This is a genomic window from Peptostreptococcus russellii (assembly GCF_900110295.1).
GTDB classification, from domain to species: Bacteria; Bacillota; Clostridia; order Peptostreptococcales; family Peptostreptococcaceae; genus Peptostreptococcus; species Peptostreptococcus russellii_A.
The window spans coordinates 1-18,442 of record NZ_FODF01000018.1 but is presented as its reverse complement, the minus strand read 5'-3'; the positions used below and the strand labels follow the sequence as shown (position 1 = coordinate 18,442).

Sequence of the window (18,442 nt, the reverse complement as noted above, 5' to 3'; positions counted from 1 at the left end):
AGATTTTATCATTAAAATTTTAAGAGTCGGTTTGATTTCAACTTTCCCATTCTTGACAATGAAAAAGTTGATTTTTTAATGCAAGTAAAATTAAATAATTGAAAGGGGTTTTAACATGAATTTTGATAGAAAAAGATTTTACAAATCATTATTTTTCTTATGTATACCAATAATTGTTCAAAACCTAATTTCAACGCTTGTAAATATGATAGATACAGTAATGATTAGCTCACTTGGTTCTCCAGCGATAGCCGCAGTAAGTATAGCGAATCAGTTTTTCTTCCTGTATACAATGGTCATCGTCGGTGTTTGTAGTGGAGCTACTGTGTTTATATCACAGTTTTTCGGAAAAAGAGATACTGAAAATATTAAAAGAGTCGCAGCGTTTACAACGACAGCTGCTCTTGTTTCAAGTATAGTATTTTTCCTTTTGGCAAAGTTTGGACCTATGCTTCTTGTCGGAATCTTCTCTAAAGATCCTCAAGTAATTCGTCCAGCCTTGGACTATTTTGAAATAATAGCGTATGCCTACCCTCTTATTGCAATATCTATGGCACTTACAATTTGCTCTAGATCAATAAGAAGACCTTATTTAGGTATGGTTTCAAGTGCAATCGCTTTGGTAGTCAACGTAATATTAAACTACGGATTAATTCTTGGTAACCTAGGGATGCCCGCTTTAGGAGTATCCGGTGCCGCCATTGCGACATGTGCTGCAAGAGTTGTTGAAGTTATAATAGTAGTTGGTTACATTTTTATAGTAGAGAAAGATCATATGCTCAGATTTAATATAAATCATATAAGAAGCATTACATGGGACTTTTTAAAACAGTTCCTAGATAAATCGATACCTATGTTTACAAATGACGTAGTATGGGCAATTGGAACAATAGCTTACACTGTAGCGTATTCTGTTGCAGGTACTGAAGCTATTGCTGCTGGTCAGATAGCAGGAACTACTTCTAATTTATTTTTATTGATTTCTATATGTATAGCAAATGGTGGATCAATAATGCTTGGAATAGAATTAGGTTCTGGAAGAATAGATATGGCAATTACTTATGCAAAGAAACTTGCCATTTTAGTTTTTATATCAGGTCTTGTAATGGGAGGATTTTTAATTCTTTCTATACCTGGACTAATAAATATATTCCACATAGCACCTGATAGTATCAATCTTATGACAAAGGTATTTAAGGTTATAGGAACATTTATGGCACTTAAGTCCATAAATACATTTATCGTCATCTCCGTTTTAAGAAGTGGTGGAGATACAAAATTTGCTATGATAGTAGAAGTAATCGCAATGTGGTGCTTCTCTATTCCAGCAACATTTTATGGTGCATACCACGGATATTCAATGTGGATACTTGTAGCATTTACTTATTTGGAGGAAATTGTAAAGATGTTTGCAATCTTCCCACGTGCCTTAAGTAAAAAATGGGCAAATAATTTGGTAAATCATATGTAAAAGTTAATTGAAAATACAATTTTGTATTTTTAATATATATATTTTAATAACATTTTAACTATTTTTCGACTTTAATATCCAAGAAAAGCCATTCATATTTATATGAATGGCTTTTCGCTACAATAAAACAATTATATTTACTTACTTTATTACTAATAGTCTTTATAATTTTTTAACGTTTAAATTTTATCGAAAATTCACAGGTTTTTAAAATTTTCTCTTTATCCGACAAATTGAAAATCCTGTGCAAATGTAATTCTCTATTCTCAAGCAAATAAATTGCTTAAGAAATAGTATTTCTATTAAGTTTAATTATATGTTGTATTTTAGCTAGGCAAAGAAAATACAGAATTTATTGCTTTGCCTTTATATTTATAACTATGTGGTAATTAGATTATCACTTGTTTAAAATTTTCATAAACGTCGGTTTTACACCCGTTTTCTGTGATAACGTTTATTTGATCAAACTTATTTTTTATTCAAATTCGTTTATTAAATGCTTATTTTTAATTTTATTCTGCGCAAAATTATGATAAGCTACGATGCTTATATTTTTATTTTTGCCAGATAAAATAAGGATGTTTTATGAACAAAAAATAATTTTATTAAGGGGTTTTTGTATGTTCGGCAAAAGAAAACAGATGTCAGAATCTATGTTAATAGCCATTTTATTAGCTTTAAGTGGAGGTTTTATCGACGCTTATTCATTTAATAGTAGGGGGGAAGTTTTTGCAAATGCTCAGACTGGAAATCTTGTAATGCTAAGCCAAAGTCTAGCTAGAAAAGATCCCCATCAACTTATCAAGTATATATTACCCGTTATGGCATTTTTTATAGGAGTTTATTTTACAGAAATTATTAGGATTTATTGTCAACAGTATAAAATTCTTCACTGGAGACAAATAGTTGCCCTAATGGAAGTTTTTATACTTATATTAGTTGGTATTATGCCCACTCATTTAGATTATATAGCAAATGCTACTATGTCAATGACTTGCGCAATGCAATTTCAAAGCTTTAGAAAGTTTCACGGCGTTTCAATGCCTACAATAATTTGTACTGGAAATTTAAGAAGTGCAACAGAACTTCTAAGTCTTTATCATTTTACAAGAGATGATAATGTTGCAAAGAAAAGTTTATATTATTATGGAGTGGTCGCCATGTTTGGACTTGGAGCTGCTATTGGAGCAATTTCTTCAGACCTATTTGGATTGAAAGCAATCTGGGTAAATGCAGCTTTAATGTTCTTTGGTTTTATACTTATGTTTAAAGAAGAAACTACTTTATAAGATACTGATGTCAAAGCTATCGTATTACGATAGCTTTTTTGTATACTTTATTCTTAAAAAGTTGTTTTTTATTTTGAAAAATATTATAATAAATTCATAGAATCAACTGCAAAACTGTAGCTGACCTATTGAATAATTTAGATTAGAGAGGTTTTTTGTATGTTCGGAGAAAGAAAACAGATGTCAGAGTCCATGCTTATTGCTATACTTTTGGCTTTAGGTGGCGGTTTCAGAGATGCCTACTCTTTCAATAGCAGAGGTCAGGTCTTTGCAAATGCCCAAACAGGAAATCTTGTGCTTTTAAGTCAGAGTGTTGCAAAAAAAGACCCTCATCTTATTTTAAAATATATTCTACCTGTTTTTGCTTTTTTTATAGGTGTGTATATTACAGAAATCATTAAGGAATTTTGCAAAGAAAATAAGATTATACATTGGAGACAGATTATTGCTATTACAGAGGTTATTATGCTTATTGCTGTTGGCTTTATGCCTGCAAATATGAATCATGTGGCAAATATCACCATTTCTTTAGCCTGTGCAATGCAGGTTCAAAGCTTTAGAAAGTTTCATGGAGTACCTATGGCTACCACTATGTGTACTGGAAACCTAAGAAGTGCCACAGAGCTTCTTAGTGCCTATCATTTAAGAGGCGATAGCAGTAAAAAAAGAAAAAGTATGTACTATTACTTTGTGATAATGGTCTTTGGTATAGGTGCTGCTACAGGTGCCATTACTTCAGATTTATTTGGCATGAAGGCAATTTGGATAGATGCTGCAGTTATGTTTATTGGATTTGTATTGATGTTTAAAGAAGAAAGTATTCTATAAGAATTTATTATATATAAAAAAGGACAGACTAATTGCCTCTAGCTAGACATGGTCTGTCCTTAAATTATTTTATAGCTTTAAAATTTTACAAAAATACTGGCCATTCCTAAAAGACCCACTATTAAAAGTACTCCCCCCATAATCAACATGGCACTCTTTGGCTTAGCTTCTAAAAAATATCCTGTTTCTATATCTTTATAAAAAACTATACTTCCACCTATTGGATAGACTTCCGAAACATTGGAGTTTCCTCTGCTTCTTCTTATTTTTTCCACACCATTGTCCTCGTATTTTAAAAGTGGACAGTAAAGAGCAGTTCCTGACTTATGATATTTGCCATCATTACCTAGATTTGTTTTTTGCCACTTCAAAACTCCCACTATTTCAGAGTTAATCTCTTCTAGCTTCTTTCTATTTTCTCTAAAATATATGAACACAAATGCTAGACCTACGAAAATACATATTGGAGAAAGCAATACAGTTAAATATGCGGCTCCAAACTTAGCCTTTGCAGCTGGTGTAAATAATAAAAAGACTCCTATTACAGCTATTACCCACTGACCAAATACCGGTGTATTAATAGGTGTAAATATCTTATAGTTACCACTTCCATTAGGATTCTTCACCAATTTTACTATATCTCCAGCCTTATATTGATCCATACTATTCATAGCATACTTCTTTTTTCTTCCAGCTTCATCTACTTCAACGGTTATTTCATAATAAAACTGTCTATAAAATCCCTGCTTGTCCTTCTTCTCAAAATGTTTTGAATAGAGTACCTTTCCATCTATAACAGTTTTGGGCTTTTCAAAACGCTTATTCTGTACAATTCCTTTAATCCCTACAATCAAAAATGCAATTCCCATTACAATTTGAATTAAACTTTTAATAGATATCCCTGTCAACATAGCTTTCTCCCCTTCACACAAAATTACACACTTTTCTATATAAAACAAAAGATTTTTTTATACAATTAACTAATGTATATATGTCGATTATAACTAATATTATTTGTTTTTTCTATAATTTTCTTAAATTTAAATTCTATTTTTTAACCATCGCTATCTGCCATCATTACAATTTTTCTACATTCTCCGCAATGCCATGCTGTTGATTCATTTAATATATTTACTCTTACTCTATTATCATCTTTATTTAGTATTTTTTTAAACTTATGTGATTTTTTTTTATAATCTTCTGGCATGAATATATATTTATTATCATATCCACCTGTTCCTTTTCTCTCTACATTTCCTAATTTCATTTCTTTTCCACATATTGGACAATTCACAACTATCACCTCAACTTTCATCGCTTAATATTAAAATTTTAATTTTAAGCCATATTAATAATATTGCTACTATCTTAAAATTATCATCTTTTTAGTTTTTTTACAAGTCATTTAGTAATACTTAAACTTTTACTATTTTATTTTTATTATATACTTTGATTTTTTTCTTGATTTTGTTAATATATCCTTGTATTTTTTTCTTCTTATAAAGTTCTTTTTTTATCTGAAATAAAAAAAGAAGAGTAGCCCCTTCTCCCTTTATTTTATATAAATTTTTTTATATATTCTAAATATTTTCTTACATATCTTCAAACATAGATGTAATATGCTTGATCATCATATCTATAGCTATCTTATTTTCTCCACCTCTTGGTATAATTATATCTGCATACTTCTTAGATGGCTCAACAAATTCTTCATGCATAGGCTTTACTGTGTTTCTATACTGAGTAAGTATTGAATCAACAGTTCTTCCTCTTTCTGCAACATCTCTTAAAATTCTTCTCATTAATCTTTCATCTGCATCTGTATCTACAAATATCTTAACATCCATAAGGTCTCTCAATTCCTTATTTTCCAGTATAAGAAAACCATCTACTATTATTACTGCCTTTGCTTCCACCAAATAAGTATTCTTTGATCTTGTATGAATTGTATAATCATATTCCGGTCTATATATTGATTCGCCATTCTTTAACTTTTTGATATCATTTATCATTCTTTCTGTCTCAAATGCGTTTGGATGATCATAGTTAAGATTATTTCTTTCTTCCATTGTCAAATCGTCATTTGCTCTGTAATAATAATCATGGCAAAGAACTTTTATATCTTCTTTAAAATGATCTTTTAACTTTTCAATAATAGTTGTTTTTCCTGAAGCAGAGCCTCCTGCAACTCCTACTATCATTACTTTTCCCATTGTATATACCTCTTCTTTCGTCAACTAAATAAAACAAAATATTACAATTTATCTTTATCTTTTCCTAAAATTTTCTATCCTTTTTATATTAACAAAAACAAAATAAAATTTCTAGTACCTGTGAAGAAAAATATATTTTTATATTGCTAAATATTTTTATACAAATTTATAAAATTTTCTATTTCATCTAGAGACTCTGAGAATAAAAGCTTGCCTTGATACTTATCAGATAAAAAGCCTGAACTTACCATTGTTTCATACTGTTCCCTTAAATCATCATAAAATCCATCTACGTTGAAAAATATACATGGATTATCATTTTTTCCTATCATAGACCAAGAAACAACTTCTGAAATTTCTTCTAAAGTTCCCAGCCCTCCCGGAAGTGCAATATATACATCTCCATTTTCTATCATTATCTTTTTTCTTTCAGTCATTGTTTCAACTCTTATAAATTCCGTCAATCCTTCGTGAGTAGGCTCTAAATTAGATAAAAAATCTGGTCTTACTCCTATTACCCTTCCAGAGTTATCAAGAACAGTATCTGCAATTACTCCCATAAGACCAGTAGAGCCACCTCCGTATACTAAGCTATATCCTTTTTCAGCAATCCATTTTCCAAGACTCTGAGCAGTCTTCTTATACTTTTCATCATTTCCAATACTTGCACCACAATATACTGTTATATTCATACTAAACCTCCATTTTACAGCAGTTTCTTTACTTATATCTTAATTTTATATATACTTATATACTACTATATTTGCCAAACTTTTAATAGTTTTTAAAGACTTGTTTAAAAATTAATGATTTATAGACTAAAATTAATTTTAAAACATTTTAATTATCTTTATTTTTTATTTTCTCTTAAATTAATTAATAATATTTATAGTTTTTTTCTATCTTATATATCTTTTAAATTGATAAAAACAATATCGTTTTTCTTAAATAAAGCAAATATACTCAAGTTTAATGATATAATCTAATTTAATGATAAGTACTTTAAGGGAGGTATTATATGAAAATTAAAAAGTTATTATCTGTTTGTCTTGCAGGTATATTAGCAGCATCTTTTGCTCTAACTGGCTGTACTGACAAAAATGAAAAAGCGGCAACTGCCAATAATGTTACGTTAAAAATGTTAGTTCCGGGATATGATGGTGGATATCTTAAAAAAGAACTTGATAACGGTATCAAGGCTTTTGAAGAGAAAAATCCAAACATCAAAGTTCAGATTATATCTGTTGGCTGGGAAGATTTAAACTCAAAGATTATACAGCTTTTCCAAGCCAAAGAATCTCCAGATATTATGCTTACAGGTTCTAGAACATTAAAACAGCTTGTAGATATGGGAGCAGCAGAGAACCTTTCTCCATTTATGAAAGATGACTTCAAGTCAAAGAGAGTAGAAAATGTGTTAAAGACAGCTCAAATAGATGGAAAGCAATATGGTATTCCAATGGCGTTTTCATCTAGAGCTCTATACTATAGAACAGATTTAATTCAGAACCCACCAAAGAACTGGGATGAATTACTTCAAACAGCAAGGGAAGTACATGCAAAGGATCCTAAGGTTTATGGATTTGCAATTCCAACTGACCTTGAAAGTGGTACAGACGAAATACTTAACTTCATATACCAGAATGGTGGAAGAATAGTAGACAAAGATGGAAAGTACACTCTTAACTCAAAGGAAAATGTTGAAGCTCTTACTTACTTAAAGAAGTTTAGTGATGAAGGACTAATACCTGATCCAGTATCTATGAAGAGAAATGATCAAGCTACTTTATTCAAAAACGGAAATCTTGCAATGTTTGTTTCTGGACCATGGGAAAAGGAAGAAATGGATAAGAGCGAATATAAATACGGTGTTGCAGAATTACCTGTAGGTAAGTTCTCTGCTGAAACATTAGTTACAGATTCATATGTAATGTCTTCTCAAAGTAAGCACAAGGAAGCTGCTTGGAAGTTTATAGAATTTATGGGTCAGCCTGAATATCAGAGACCTGTATCTGAAGCTTTCGGATGGTTCCCTGTACTAAAGGATGAAGAAAAGGATAAACGTTTCAATGATGAATTTATGAAGCCATTTGCAGCTAAGATTAAAGACGGCGTTCCTGAACCACAGGTTTCTAATTGGGATACATTTAATAAGACTTTTGTAACTGCAGTTCAGAAGGTTCTTACTGGAAAGGCAACTCCACAAGAAGCTTTAGATCAAGCACAAAGTGAATTAGAAAAACAATAAAATATTATGCCTGATTGCGGCTTTGCTGCATCAGGCTATTTTATTTATTTTAGCTTTATAAGATACTTTAAAAGGAGGTTTTTTATGACAAAAATCAAACTAAAAAATTATACTCCCTACTTTCTTATACTTCCAGTAGTAGTTTTTATGTTGGCTCTCTATGCCTACCCTATTTTTCTTGTTTTTGTAGAATCTTTTAACAAAACATCTATAATAGCTGGTAGCTCAGAGTTTGTCGGTCTTGATAATTTCAGAAAAATCATTTCTGATGGATCATTTTCTACAACACTAGGCTTAACTTTTAAATATACTGCCCTTACTGTTTTTTTAAAAATGTTTTTAGGATTTGTAATGGCATTATTTTTATACAGCGATATTTATTTCAAAAAGACTTTAAGATTCCTTTCGCTTATTCCATGGGCAATTCCTCAGGTTGCCGTTTCCATAGTTTGGAAATGGATATTAGATGGAAACTATGGCTACTTGAATTATTACTTGATAAAATTTGGAATTATAGAAAAAAACATAGCCTGGCTATCTAGTCAAAAACTCGCCTTTTTCTGTGCAGCCTTTGTGGACACATGGCTTGGTATATCTCTTGTTTCAATGATATTCCTAGCTGCACTAAACTCAATAGATAGATCCCTATATGAAAGTGCTATGATGGACGGAGCAAATTTAATAAGAAGATTCACAAATGTTACTATACCTGGAATAAAGACTGTTTTCTTTATTACTCTTACTTTGGTAACGATTTGGACTTTTAACTCATTTAATGTAATTTTTGTACTTACACAAGGTGGTCCTATGAGATCTACGGAAACACTAATAATAAGAATATATCAAGAGGCATTTAGCAAGTTTGATTTAGGTACTAGTTCTGCACTTTCGGTAATAGTATTCCTAATTCTTATCAGCTTTTCAGCTATATATTTTAAACTGATTTCAAATGCAAATAAGGAGTGATACTATGAATAAGAAAAAGAAATTTTATAAAATACTAAGAACTGCAATTTATATACTTTTTATTATAGTTTTACTTATGCCTGTTCTTATAATGATTAATACATCTTTAAAGACTTATTCCGATATTACGGTCTGGCCACCAACTTGGTTTGGTAAAAACCTTCAGTGGATAAACTATAAAAATGTTCTAACTGGAGATAAAAGTATTGTTACTCCTCTTATAAACAGCTTTATAGTTTCAAGTGCCTCATCTATAATATGTCTTGTATTAGGTATATTGGCAGCATATGCCATTAGTAGGTATGAATTTAAGGGTAGAAATACATTTTTAATTATTATAATAATTACTCAAATGTTTGCATCTGTAATACTTGTAAATCCTATGTATATTATGTTTAGAAATCTAAATCTTTTAGACACAAGAATTTCACTTATTATTGCAAATGCCGCTACTTCTCTGCCAATGACAGTTTGGCTTTTGTATTCTTATATATCAAATATACCAAAAACTTTAGAGGAAGCTGCTTGGATGGACGGTTTTTCAAGACTTCAAGGAATTAGATATATTCTTGTTCCGATTTTAGCTCCAGGTGTTATTACCGCCGGCTTATTTTCATTTATTATGTCTTGGGGAGACCTTATATTCGCTAGATCCTTTATAGTTTCTCCAGAAATGAAAACTATATCTATGGCTCTTACAGATTTCCAGTCACTTTACAAGACTACATGGGAAACTCAAATGGCTGCAGGTGTAATTTCTGTAATACCAATCTTTATAATTTTTGTATTTATACAGAAACATCTTGTAGAAGGTCTTACTAGCTCTGGAATTAAAGGATAAAAAAAGGCTGTAAAGATTGTTTAAAATCTTTACAGCCTCTCTATATTTTCATTTATTGTTTTTTAATAGCTATTTTTATACTCTTGCTCTTATAATTTCTTAAATTTTACCATCCATTATTTTTTTACTATATTTTCTTCCTGCATCCATAAATGCATCAATATTTTCATCTGATGTACTAAGAGGTAGATTGCAACCTGGTGTAAGTACATAGCCTTTTTCGCATTTTTTACCTGCCTTTATACATCTTATTACTTCCTGCTCTATCATATCTTTTGTACCGTTACATATTATAGCTACTGGATCAACATTTCCTGCTATAGCATGTGTTGTCTTAAAAAATTCACACGTTTTTTCTATATCCATTTCATTATCTATACTAAATAATCCAAAATCAATCTTTTTTATATCTTCCCATGATTTCTCTGTATTTCCACAAACATGATATGATGGAGCCTTTCCTGTCTTTTCAATTACATAATCACATATATTTTTGGAATATGGAAATGCATATTTTTTATACATTCTAGGACTTATCATCGTATTAGAAGCTATTGGATCTGCCATTGAAAATGATATATCCAACTTTGAAAACTCGTCTACTACTAACTTCAGACATTCTTCTATATATTTTAAAAACTTATGAACCTGATCTGGCTTTCTTATCATAGCCTTTAGCAATTTTTCTGTACCTAAAACAAAAGCTGCTAATGTAAGTGGTCCTGAAAGAGATGCACCTACAGGGCATATTCCATCCCCTAGTTCTCTAAGTCTAGCAGTTGCGTTATAGTACATTCTAAGATTTCCAGAATCCAAGTTTATTATATCTAAATTATCTACTTCTTCTATGGCATCTATTTTGTGTTTTTCCACATATATTAAACCTTGTTCTGGATAATATGGAATGATACCTATTGCTTCCGCTATTCCATAGGCATTTGGACCTACTCCCATTCCATCAGCAGAAAATCTATTAAAGGCTTTTACCTCTGCCTCAACTAAATTATCTTCGCTTAACCAATACTCTCTTGTATTTTTTCCTATATATCTAGCTTTTATTTCCCCTAGAAAGGGATCAATTGCTATTCTATCATAGTCATCTCCATTTGAAATTGCCTTTGCTCTTTCTATAGGTGTCATCTTATCTTTCGGATTTAGTTCTAACTTTAATTTCAATATTACCACCTCTTTATTCCAAAATTAATAAGTTTATCTATACTTATTTAAACATTAGACTTTTTGTAAATATTTTCTCATAGTCCTTCATAGTCGATAGTTCATAATACTCTATTTTTTTTGCTAAATTTTCAATATTTTTTCTTGCTTCATATGAAGTTAAAAACATATAAGCTCCCGTCTTTGAGGTGTTGCCCATATATTTAATCTTACCTCTTACTTGCTTAGGCAGTATTCCAGTAACTATTAGAGATTCTTCTGAAATATGCTTTCCAAATTGGCCCGCTATAATTACTTCTTCTATATCTTCTACTTTTAAATTTGCATTTTCTAGAAGTGCCATAATTCCAGAGAGTATTGCGCCTTTTGCCAATTGAACTTGTCTTACATCAGATTGGGTAACCTGAAGATTTTCAGATATTAAAAACTCTCTTTTGCCATCTACCTGCCTAATAAGTTTTTTAAGTTTATTAGAATCATCTATTTCATCTAGTTTTAAAAGTGCTCCCCTTGACTTTATAAGCTTATTTTTCAAAAGTTCTCTTATGGCTGCAAGTATGCCACTTCCACAAAGCCCCTCTGCTTCTTTGTCTCCTATTACTTTTAATTTCAAGCTAGCATCCTTTTCTATTATAATATCTTCTATTGCCCCCTCTTGAGCCCTCATTCCGTACTTTATATTCATACCTTCAAGAGCTGGTCCAGCAGCACAAGAACACGACATCAAACTTTCGGTATCGGCAAGTATTAGTTCACCATTTGTTCCTATATCTATAAATAGAGTATTTTTTTCTACCTTATCAAGTTCACATACATAGGCGCCTGCAACTATATCCCCACCTATAAATGCAGATATTTGTGGAAAAGTATACAGGCTACATTCTTCCAATACATCTATACCTATTTCTTTAGCCTTTAGAACTTTTCTCTCTTTGAATACTGGCTTATATGGATATTTCCCCAGTGGTCTAATATCTTCTCCCAAAAGAGTATGTGTCATTGTACAATTTGCAGAAACAACAATTTCTCTTATCTTATTTTTAATAAAATCCCTTTCTAAAGAACTATTTTTTTCAGCTTTAGAACAGGCTTCTTCTATCATACCATTAATTCCTTTTACAAGTATTCTCTGAAGCTCTTTTACACCATCTTTATTTTCCACAGCATATGTTATTCTTGTGAGAACATCCATACCGTATTTTTTTTGAGGGTTGATAGATGATGCTTGAGATATTTCCTCATGATTTTCCATATTCAATAAAGATAGAGCCATTGTGGTAGTACCTATATCTATTGCTAGTCCATAAGCTTTATAGCTATTATCCTTTTTGAAATCCGGAATAAATCCCGATGTAAGTATATTTCTATCTAGAAATGATTTTTTTATGCCCCCTATTTCTATATTTTCCTCTACTTTTGTCTTACAAGCTAATCTTACTCCAGAATCGATTTCTTCAGCTGTTAAGATTTCCTTTTCTAGTTTAGTTGCTTCTCCTTTATAATCAGAGAGTATTCTCACCCTACATTTTCCACAACTTCCCTTTCCATTACAGTTATTTTCTATATCTATTTTATTTCTTAACATAATTTCTAAAAGGTTTTCACCCTTTTCAAAGCTATATTGCTTATTTCCAACTTTTAATTTCATCTTATCACCTACATATTCAATAGATCTTTAGCTACTTTAACAGCCTCAACTGCAGTTTTAGAATAGGCATCAGCCCCAATTTTTTCTGCAAAATCTTCTGTAATAGGCCCTCCTCCTATCATTACCTTTACTTTATCTCTTAGACCTTCTTTTTTCAAAATTTCTATTACATCTTCCATTTTACCCATTGTACTTGTCATTAAAGAAGAAAGACATATTATATCTGCATCTTCTTCTCTTGCTACATCTACAAATTTACCTACTTGAACGTCTCTTCCTAGATCTATAATTTCAAATCCCGCCGTTTCAAGCATTATCTTAACAAGATTTTTACCTATATCGTGAGTATCTCCTTCTATTACACCAATTACTATTTTATTTTTTATACTATTATTGTCTTCATCATCTAAATAATCTTTTAATACATTTATTCCTGCATACATTGCATCTGAACATAAAAGAAGTTCGGCTATATAGTATTCCTCTTCTTCATATAACTGTCCTGCTTTATTCATTCCATCTACCAAACCTTCCATTATTCCATCATTTGCAGAATAACCATGTTCTATATACTCTTTTGCAAGCTCTACAATCTCTTCATCTTCCATTTCAACTACGCATTCGCTTAATTTTTCAAGCAACTCTTTTTTCTTTTCTTCCATTTTAATCTATTCCTCCAATAGTTCTATCATCTTTATCTTTCCAGAATACATTTTTGTTTTTCTCATATTTATGCACATCTGCCCCATAAATACTGACATTTCTTCATATTTTATTCTATTTTCAATCTGAAAAATAGCCTCTTCATATGACAGTGGCTTTTCTGAATTTAAATCAACTTCCTTAAAATCCTTATTTTCCATAGCTATTATTATTTGAGCTATTTTGGGACATAGATGAATTAATACTTTTTCTTTTTTTGCCAACTTCTCAAGCTCTATAAGAAAATCCCTTGTAAACATATTATAAGAATTTTCAACAAGTCTAGGACCTAATATAGTTACTCCTGCTGATGAATCAGCATAACTAATTACATCAACTCCTGCCTTTATTGCTTCTTTTGCATAATTCAATATATTTCTCTTAAATTTATCAAATACTTTAAATCCTATATCATCTTTTTTTCTTAAAGATTTATAAACTTTTTTTGAATCTATTAGAAAATCCATAATTATAAAAGGACCTGATATTTCAAGAATTACTTTCTCTCCCTTTGATTTTAGAATCTTTATTGCAGAAAGAACTTCCTTTGCCGTTCCTTCTTGAAAATTTATATCTTCTAATTGAAGTATACTGTCCATAGTATCACATATGTTTTTTCTAGCTCTTGGGCCAAATATATCTTCTATACCATATTTTATATCTGCTCCTATAGCTTCTGCCTCTATAGTATTACTAAAAGGAAGTATACAATATATATTTGATTTTATATTTTTATAATCCTCAGATAGTCTTGACATCGGTTCAGACTTAATATAAGCGTCTGTATATCTTTTTTTATTACTTGAAATTACTTCACCTAGACTAATTTCATCATTATTAACAAAACACTTATAATCTCTTATCTTTTTAGAATTCATACACTTAACCTCCTGTAAAAAACTAACTGCTTAATTCATTCTAACAAAAAAGAAGTTAAAGACAAAATAGATTATATAAATAAAACACCCTCTACTTATTGTTTTTTTAAATAGCGGGTGTTTTTATGTTTTTTCTTTTTTTTATATATCCTATAATTATTAGATTCAACTCTATTAAAAATATAATCTATATTAAATCAATTATTTTTATATTTTTTATCAAATATACATTTATTTAATAAAGTTTTTAATCTATACCTTATCTCGGTAATGCTTGGTCTAACTCCCTAAGAAAAGAAGATAGAATCAAGTCATTCATACTTAACTTCGAATTTTCATTTACTATCTTTTTAACTTCTTCAGGATAATCTGTAATTATACCATCTACATCCATTTTAGAAAATTTTTCTATAGACTCTGGTGTATTTATTGTCCAGACAATTACTTTTTTACCATTTTTATGAAGCTTCTTAATAGCCTTTTCTGTTGCTTCTCTTTCTTCCATTATCATATAATCAGAATTAAATTTCTGATAATCTCCCAACTTTATAAAATATATTATACCTGTTTTAAATGTTGGATCTTTTTTCTCTATATACTCTATATTGTTGGCATTTAATGATGTAAGATATACTTGATTTTTCATTCCCTTTTTTTCTATCATATTCATAACATCATCAATCATTTTCTTATCGACATTTTCTTTAAGTTCAAGATTTATTTTTATTTTATTTTTACACAAATCCAAAACTTCTTCCAAGGTCGGAACTTTTTCTCCAGCATATTTAGGAGATACCTTGCTTCCAATATCAAGAGTCTCTATCTGAGACAGAGTCAACTGATCTACTCTCTTTTTTATAAATGGTGGGTGATTATATGAAACTCTCTCAAATGTTTTATCATGATTTAATACATACTTTCTATCCTTAGTTCTTTGAACATCTAGTTCTACATAGTCAACTTTATCATCAATTGATTTTTTAATTGCACTAAGGCTGTTTTCTGGAGTTCCTACACCATAACCCCTATGTCCATAAACATCGATCTTATTATTGTATCCTAAAATTTCAGTTGTAAACATTCCAAGAGTAATAGAATAGAGAACTATAGAAATTACCGCTATAAAAACTAGAACTTTCTTTTTTCTCAGTACGATATCTAATATAGACTGTTTCTTTTTTTCTGCTATAAGAGGATATTTTTTCTTATCTTCATCTATTATTTTATAAAATAATCTAGTTACATAATAACATTCAAATGGTGCTACAAGCATAGATACTACTATTAAAGCAAGACCTTGAACTTGAAGTAAACTAAGCATAGCTACCCTTTCAATATACTCGTTTAAATTAAGATTTTCAGATAATTTAACTATCAATGTCATCCATAAAAATACTGCAATAGAAGCAAGTACTATAGTAATAATAAGAACTGCTGCAAGTTCTTTCATAAGCCTTTTTTTATTTTTCTTAAAAAGAGCACAACTTGCCTTTATTGACTCATATGGTTTCATCTTGTATATTATCATATAATTAAATGTAAAGATAAACTTAATACTTACATAAATAAGGGCTACAATTCCCACTGTATATATTACGCTATATATAAGATTCTGATCTATTACACTTTTTATAAAATTAGGTGTGGAAAAACCCTTTAAAAAACTAAGTTGAAATCCAATACCTGTCATAGGTGCCATAAAACCTATATATAATAAAATAATTATTCCACCTACTGATGCCATTCTTGGCAAAAGATTAATATTGTATTTTAATATTTCCCAATAGCTAGATTCTCCGTATCCACCTTCTATTTTACAACTAATAGTAATATATCCACCTATTTCCATTACCATCTCCAAAACTATTACAACAAACAAAAACAGCATAAATGCCGCACCCGCTGGAGTCATCATAAATTTTAAAATATCACCATTAGTAAACATCGTTCCACCGTCACGTTTTACAAGATAGCCACTTAAAAAACCATAACCTGGTATTATAATAAGTGAAAGAATACCCTTTGTTATAATCTGATACTTCATAAACATCTTTATATTCTTTGAAAACTGCTTCATAAAAGCAAAATAGTCTTTTAAAATAGCAATTATAGCGACCACCTCCTTATTCTTTTCTGAAACTTATATGTATTATACTACTAAAAATACATATTTAAAATAAATACTCTTCTATCTTCTATATTGTTCCAAAAATCTTAATATATTCTTTAGAAATTGAATAATATACAGCTTCTATAAATTTATTTTTTTAGAGATTAATATATTTTTTTACACTCTTTTTATTTTTTATTTTTTGTATATTAATTATAATTCTTGCAAGATATATACTAAACAAATGATTTTTTTCTTTCATTTTTTATATAATTTATATTGTTTTTTTCTTTTTAAAGTATAAATTTTATTTATACTTTCGCTTAATCTGTATAAAAAAAATAAAAATCTCATTAATTTTATTTACTTTAATTATTCCGTTTTTACTAAAGTTTTTTCTAAAAAGAATATATAATATTAAAACTTTTTTTAAATTTTCATTTAGTAAATTCTGTATACAATATACTTTTTATATTTTTTATTTTTTAGGAAACTGTTTACTATAATAGTTGTGTACGCAAAAATACTTGTATATTATTTTTTTTCTGCTATAATAAAGATGTTTCTAGCAAAGAATGTTAGGAATTTGGTTTTTAAAATTAATTTATTATTTTTATGAATATATTAAAAACAAGGAGATTTTATGAAATATTTAAAACAGTTTGCAATAATTATTGTAATAACTTTCATGGGTGAAGCTTTGAATCAGATTATTCCACTACCTATTCCAGCAAGTATTTATGGACTAATTATAATGCTAATTGCCCTATCAACAAAGCTCTTGCCTCTCGATAAGGTAAAAGATGTTGGAAAAATGTTGATTCAGACAATGCCTATTATGTTTATTCCTGCAGGTGTTGGGCTTATAACTGCATGGGACAAACTAAGCCCAATTATATTACCAGTCGTGGTAATTACATTTATATCTACAATCATTGTAATGATCGTTTCAGGTAAGTTTACAGAAACCATTATAAACAAGGATAGATAATTTATTTTTTTATAACTAGGAGGTTTTTTTCAAGAAATGAAGGAACAGTTAGTCAACTCCGTTTTCTTTGGAGCTGCCATTACTATGGTAACTTTTTATATCGGAGAACTTTTAAAAAAGAAGTACAAGCATCCGCTTGTAAATCCATTATTAATTTCAATAGTCGCAATCATAGCTATTTTGGTCATATTTAAAATCGATTTTAATTCATACAACAATGGAGCAAAATACATTAGCTTTTTCCTTACTCCAGCAACAGTTTGCCTTGCAATTCCTCTATATGAAGAATTACAACATTTGAAGGACAACTGGCTTGCGATTATGGCAGGTATAATTTCAGGTATGCTATCCAGCGCAGTAACGATACTTGTACTTTCAATTGCATTTAAACTTAATCACCAAGATTATGTTACCCTTCTTCCTAAATCAATTACAGTTGCCATTGGAATGGGCGTTTCCCAAGAATTACAAGGAATTGTATCCATTACAATTGCAGTTATAATTATTACAGGTATATTGGGTAATGTTGTAGGTGAGTTTATCTTAGATAAATTTAATATAAAACACCCAATAGCAAAGGGTGTAGCCTATGGTTCATCTTCTCATGCTCTTGGAACTGCAAAGGCAATGGAAATAGGTGAATTAGAAGGTGCAATCAGCAGTTTATCACTTGCTGTAACAGGTGTTTTAACAGTTGGAGTAGCATCTGTATTTGCTAATTTTTTATAAAATAAAATTTAGATATTTAGCATAACTGCTATTTACAGCTCTATTTATTTTATTAACATAAATATATTTAACATTTCTTATTTTAAACAGCGCATCAGTTATTTTAATTAGATGCGTTGTTTTTTATTTATAATATTATAACCTTATAAAATCTCCTTTTATCAAATTTTTAAACCACTTATCAAAATTAACTTTACCTTTGTTATATTATAATATAAAATCAACATATAGTTAAAATACAAAAATAAAAATCAGCTTATTAAGGAGATAATATGAAAATAAAAAATATAATTATTGCATCTATAGTGTTCTTTTCTTCACTATTTCTTTATGCTTGTAATTCTAGTACAGA

General features: G+C 29.6%; 17 protein-coding genes. 8 read left to right on the top strand and 9 right to left on the bottom strand.

Annotation, left to right across the window (positions count from 1 at the left end; genetic code table 11):
- Positions 1-115: 115 nt before the first annotated feature.
- The 3 genes from BMY82_RS07905 to BMY82_RS07895 all read left to right on the top strand — a co-directional run bounded on the left by BMY82_RS07905 (position 116) and on the right by BMY82_RS07895 (position 3,588).
- Positions 116-1,471 carry an MATE family efflux transporter gene (locus BMY82_RS07905; protein ID WP_242938946.1) on the top strand — a complete coding sequence of 452 codons (1,356 nt, stop codon included), beginning with the start codon at positions 116-118 and terminating at the stop codon, positions 1,469-1,471.
- A 620-nt stretch (positions 1,472-2,091) separates the two neighbouring features.
- Positions 2,092-2,760 (top strand): YoaK family protein, encoded by a 669-nt coding sequence (locus tag BMY82_RS07900; protein ID WP_091976012.1) that lies wholly within the window; start codon positions 2,092-2,094, stop codon positions 2,758-2,760.
- Between the two features lie 159 nt (positions 2,761-2,919).
- Positions 2,920-3,588 carry a YoaK family protein gene (locus BMY82_RS07895; RefSeq protein ID WP_091976011.1) on the top strand — a complete coding sequence of 223 codons (669 nt, stop codon included), beginning with the start codon at positions 2,920-2,922 and terminating at the stop codon, positions 3,586-3,588.
- Positions 3,589-3,665: 77 nt separating this feature from the next.
- Here the strand turns inward: BMY82_RS07895 and BMY82_RS07890 are convergent, their stop codons facing one another.
- The 4 genes from BMY82_RS07890 to BMY82_RS07875 form a co-directional block, all read right to left on the bottom strand.
- Complete coding sequence (locus BMY82_RS07890) at positions 3,666-4,499, bottom strand: hypothetical protein (RefSeq protein WP_091976010.1); 834 nt, start codon at positions 4,497-4,499, stop codon at positions 3,666-3,668.
- 143 nt (positions 4,500-4,642) lie between these two features.
- Complete coding sequence (locus BMY82_RS07885; RefSeq protein ID WP_091976009.1) at positions 4,643-4,882, bottom strand: PF20097 family protein; 240 nt, start codon at positions 4,880-4,882, stop codon at positions 4,643-4,645.
- Positions 4,883-5,180: 298 nt separating this feature from the next.
- Positions 5,181-5,801, bottom strand: coding sequence for a uridine kinase (gene udk / locus BMY82_RS07880; RefSeq protein ID WP_091976008.1), 621 nt, complete (start codon positions 5,799-5,801; stop codon positions 5,181-5,183).
- A gap of 146 nt (positions 5,802-5,947) precedes the next feature.
- Positions 5,948-6,493, bottom strand: a complete 546-nt coding sequence (locus tag BMY82_RS07875; RefSeq protein ID WP_091976007.1) for an LOG family protein — start codon at positions 6,491-6,493, stop codon at positions 5,948-5,950.
- A gap of 326 nt (positions 6,494-6,819) precedes the next feature.
- Between BMY82_RS07875 and BMY82_RS07870 the strand changes: the two genes are divergently transcribed.
- From BMY82_RS07870 to BMY82_RS07860, 3 genes are all read left to right on the top strand, one after another.
- Positions 6,820-8,049, top strand: coding sequence for a sugar ABC transporter substrate-binding protein (locus BMY82_RS07870; RefSeq protein WP_242938945.1), 1,230 nt, complete (start codon positions 6,820-6,822; stop codon positions 8,047-8,049).
- Positions 8,050-8,133: 84 nt separating this feature from the next.
- Complete coding sequence (locus tag BMY82_RS07865; RefSeq protein ID WP_091976006.1) at positions 8,134-9,015, top strand: carbohydrate ABC transporter permease; 882 nt, start codon at positions 8,134-8,136, stop codon at positions 9,013-9,015.
- 4 nt (positions 9,016-9,019) lie between these two features.
- Positions 9,020-9,856 carry a carbohydrate ABC transporter permease gene (locus tag BMY82_RS07860; protein ID WP_091976005.1) on the top strand — a complete coding sequence of 279 codons (837 nt, stop codon included), beginning with the start codon at positions 9,020-9,022 and terminating at the stop codon, positions 9,854-9,856.
- A gap of 99 nt (positions 9,857-9,955) precedes the next feature.
- Here the strand turns inward: BMY82_RS07860 and BMY82_RS07855 are convergent, their stop codons facing one another.
- The 5 genes from BMY82_RS07855 to BMY82_RS07835 form a co-directional block, all read right to left on the bottom strand.
- Positions 9,956-11,032, bottom strand: a complete 1,077-nt coding sequence (locus tag BMY82_RS07855; protein ID WP_242938944.1) for a uroporphyrinogen decarboxylase family protein — start codon at positions 11,030-11,032, stop codon at positions 9,956-9,958.
- Positions 11,033-11,075: 43 nt separating this feature from the next.
- Entirely contained in the window at positions 11,076-12,680 is a 1,605-nt protein-coding gene (locus BMY82_RS07850) for an ASKHA domain-containing protein (RefSeq protein WP_091976004.1), read from the bottom strand.
- 8 nt (positions 12,681-12,688) lie between these two features.
- Positions 12,689-13,342, bottom strand: a complete 654-nt coding sequence (locus BMY82_RS07845) for a corrinoid protein (protein WP_091976003.1) — start codon at positions 13,340-13,342, stop codon at positions 12,689-12,691.
- Positions 13,343-13,348: 6 nt separating this feature from the next.
- Entirely contained in the window at positions 13,349-14,260 is a 912-nt protein-coding gene (locus BMY82_RS07840) for a uroporphyrinogen decarboxylase family protein (RefSeq protein WP_091976002.1), read from the bottom strand.
- A gap of 259 nt (positions 14,261-14,519) precedes the next feature.
- Positions 14,520-16,379: a glycerophosphodiester phosphodiesterase family protein gene (locus BMY82_RS07835; RefSeq protein WP_091976001.1), complete on the bottom strand. Its 1,860-nt coding sequence runs from the start codon at positions 16,377-16,379 to the stop codon at positions 14,520-14,522.
- Positions 16,380-17,013: 634 nt separating this feature from the next.
- Here BMY82_RS07835 and BMY82_RS07830 point away from each other — a divergent pair.
- Together BMY82_RS07830 and BMY82_RS07825 are read left to right on the top strand one after the other, a co-directional pair.
- Positions 17,014-17,361 (top strand): CidA/LrgA family protein, encoded by a 348-nt coding sequence (locus BMY82_RS07830; protein WP_091976000.1) that lies wholly within the window; start codon positions 17,014-17,016, stop codon positions 17,359-17,361.
- A gap of 36 nt (positions 17,362-17,397) precedes the next feature.
- The gene (locus BMY82_RS07825) at positions 17,398-18,090 is read left to right on the top strand and encodes an LrgB family protein (protein WP_091975999.1); all 693 of its coding nucleotides are present in this window, start codon (positions 17,398-17,400) and stop codon (positions 18,088-18,090) included.
- The last annotated feature ends 352 nt before the right edge of the window (positions 18,091-18,442 follow it).

Coding starts and splice junctions, on each gene's coding strand:
- BMY82_RS07830 (WP_091976000.1), top strand. CDS start 17,014: ATGAAATATTTAAAACAGTTTGCAATAATTATTGTAATAACTTTCATG.
- BMY82_RS07870 (WP_242938945.1), top strand. CDS start 6,820: ATGAAAATTAAAAAGTTATTATCTGTTTGTCTTGCAGGTATATTAGCA.
- BMY82_RS07905 (WP_242938946.1), top strand. CDS start 116: ATGAATTTTGATAGAAAAAGATTTTACAAATCATTATTTTTCTTATGT.
- BMY82_RS07900 (WP_091976012.1), top strand. CDS start 2,092: ATGTTCGGCAAAAGAAAACAGATGTCAGAATCTATGTTAATAGCCATT.
- BMY82_RS07875 (WP_091976007.1), bottom strand. CDS start 6,493: ATGAATATAACAGTATATTGTGGTGCAAGTATTGGAAATGATGAAAAG.
- BMY82_RS07895 (WP_091976011.1), top strand. CDS start 2,920: ATGTTCGGAGAAAGAAAACAGATGTCAGAGTCCATGCTTATTGCTATA.
- BMY82_RS07845 (WP_091976003.1), bottom strand. CDS start 13,342: ATGGAAGAAAAGAAAAAAGAGTTGCTTGAAAAATTAAGCGAATGCGTA.
- BMY82_RS07840 (WP_091976002.1), bottom strand. CDS start 14,260: ATGAATTCTAAAAAGATAAGAGATTATAAGTGTTTTGTTAATAATGAT.
- BMY82_RS07825 (WP_091975999.1), top strand. CDS start 17,398: ATGAAGGAACAGTTAGTCAACTCCGTTTTCTTTGGAGCTGCCATTACT.
- BMY82_RS07860 (WP_091976005.1), top strand. CDS start 9,020: ATGAATAAGAAAAAGAAATTTTATAAAATACTAAGAACTGCAATTTAT.
- BMY82_RS07850 (WP_091976004.1), bottom strand. CDS start 12,680: ATGAAATTAAAAGTTGGAAATAAGCAATATAGCTTTGAAAAGGGTGAA.
- BMY82_RS07890 (WP_091976010.1), bottom strand. CDS start 4,499: ATGTTGACAGGGATATCTATTAAAAGTTTAATTCAAATTGTAATGGGA.
- BMY82_RS07865 (WP_091976006.1), top strand. CDS start 8,134: ATGACAAAAATCAAACTAAAAAATTATACTCCCTACTTTCTTATACTT.
- udk (WP_091976008.1), bottom strand. CDS start 5,801: ATGGGAAAAGTAATGATAGTAGGAGTTGCAGGAGGCTCTGCTTCAGGA.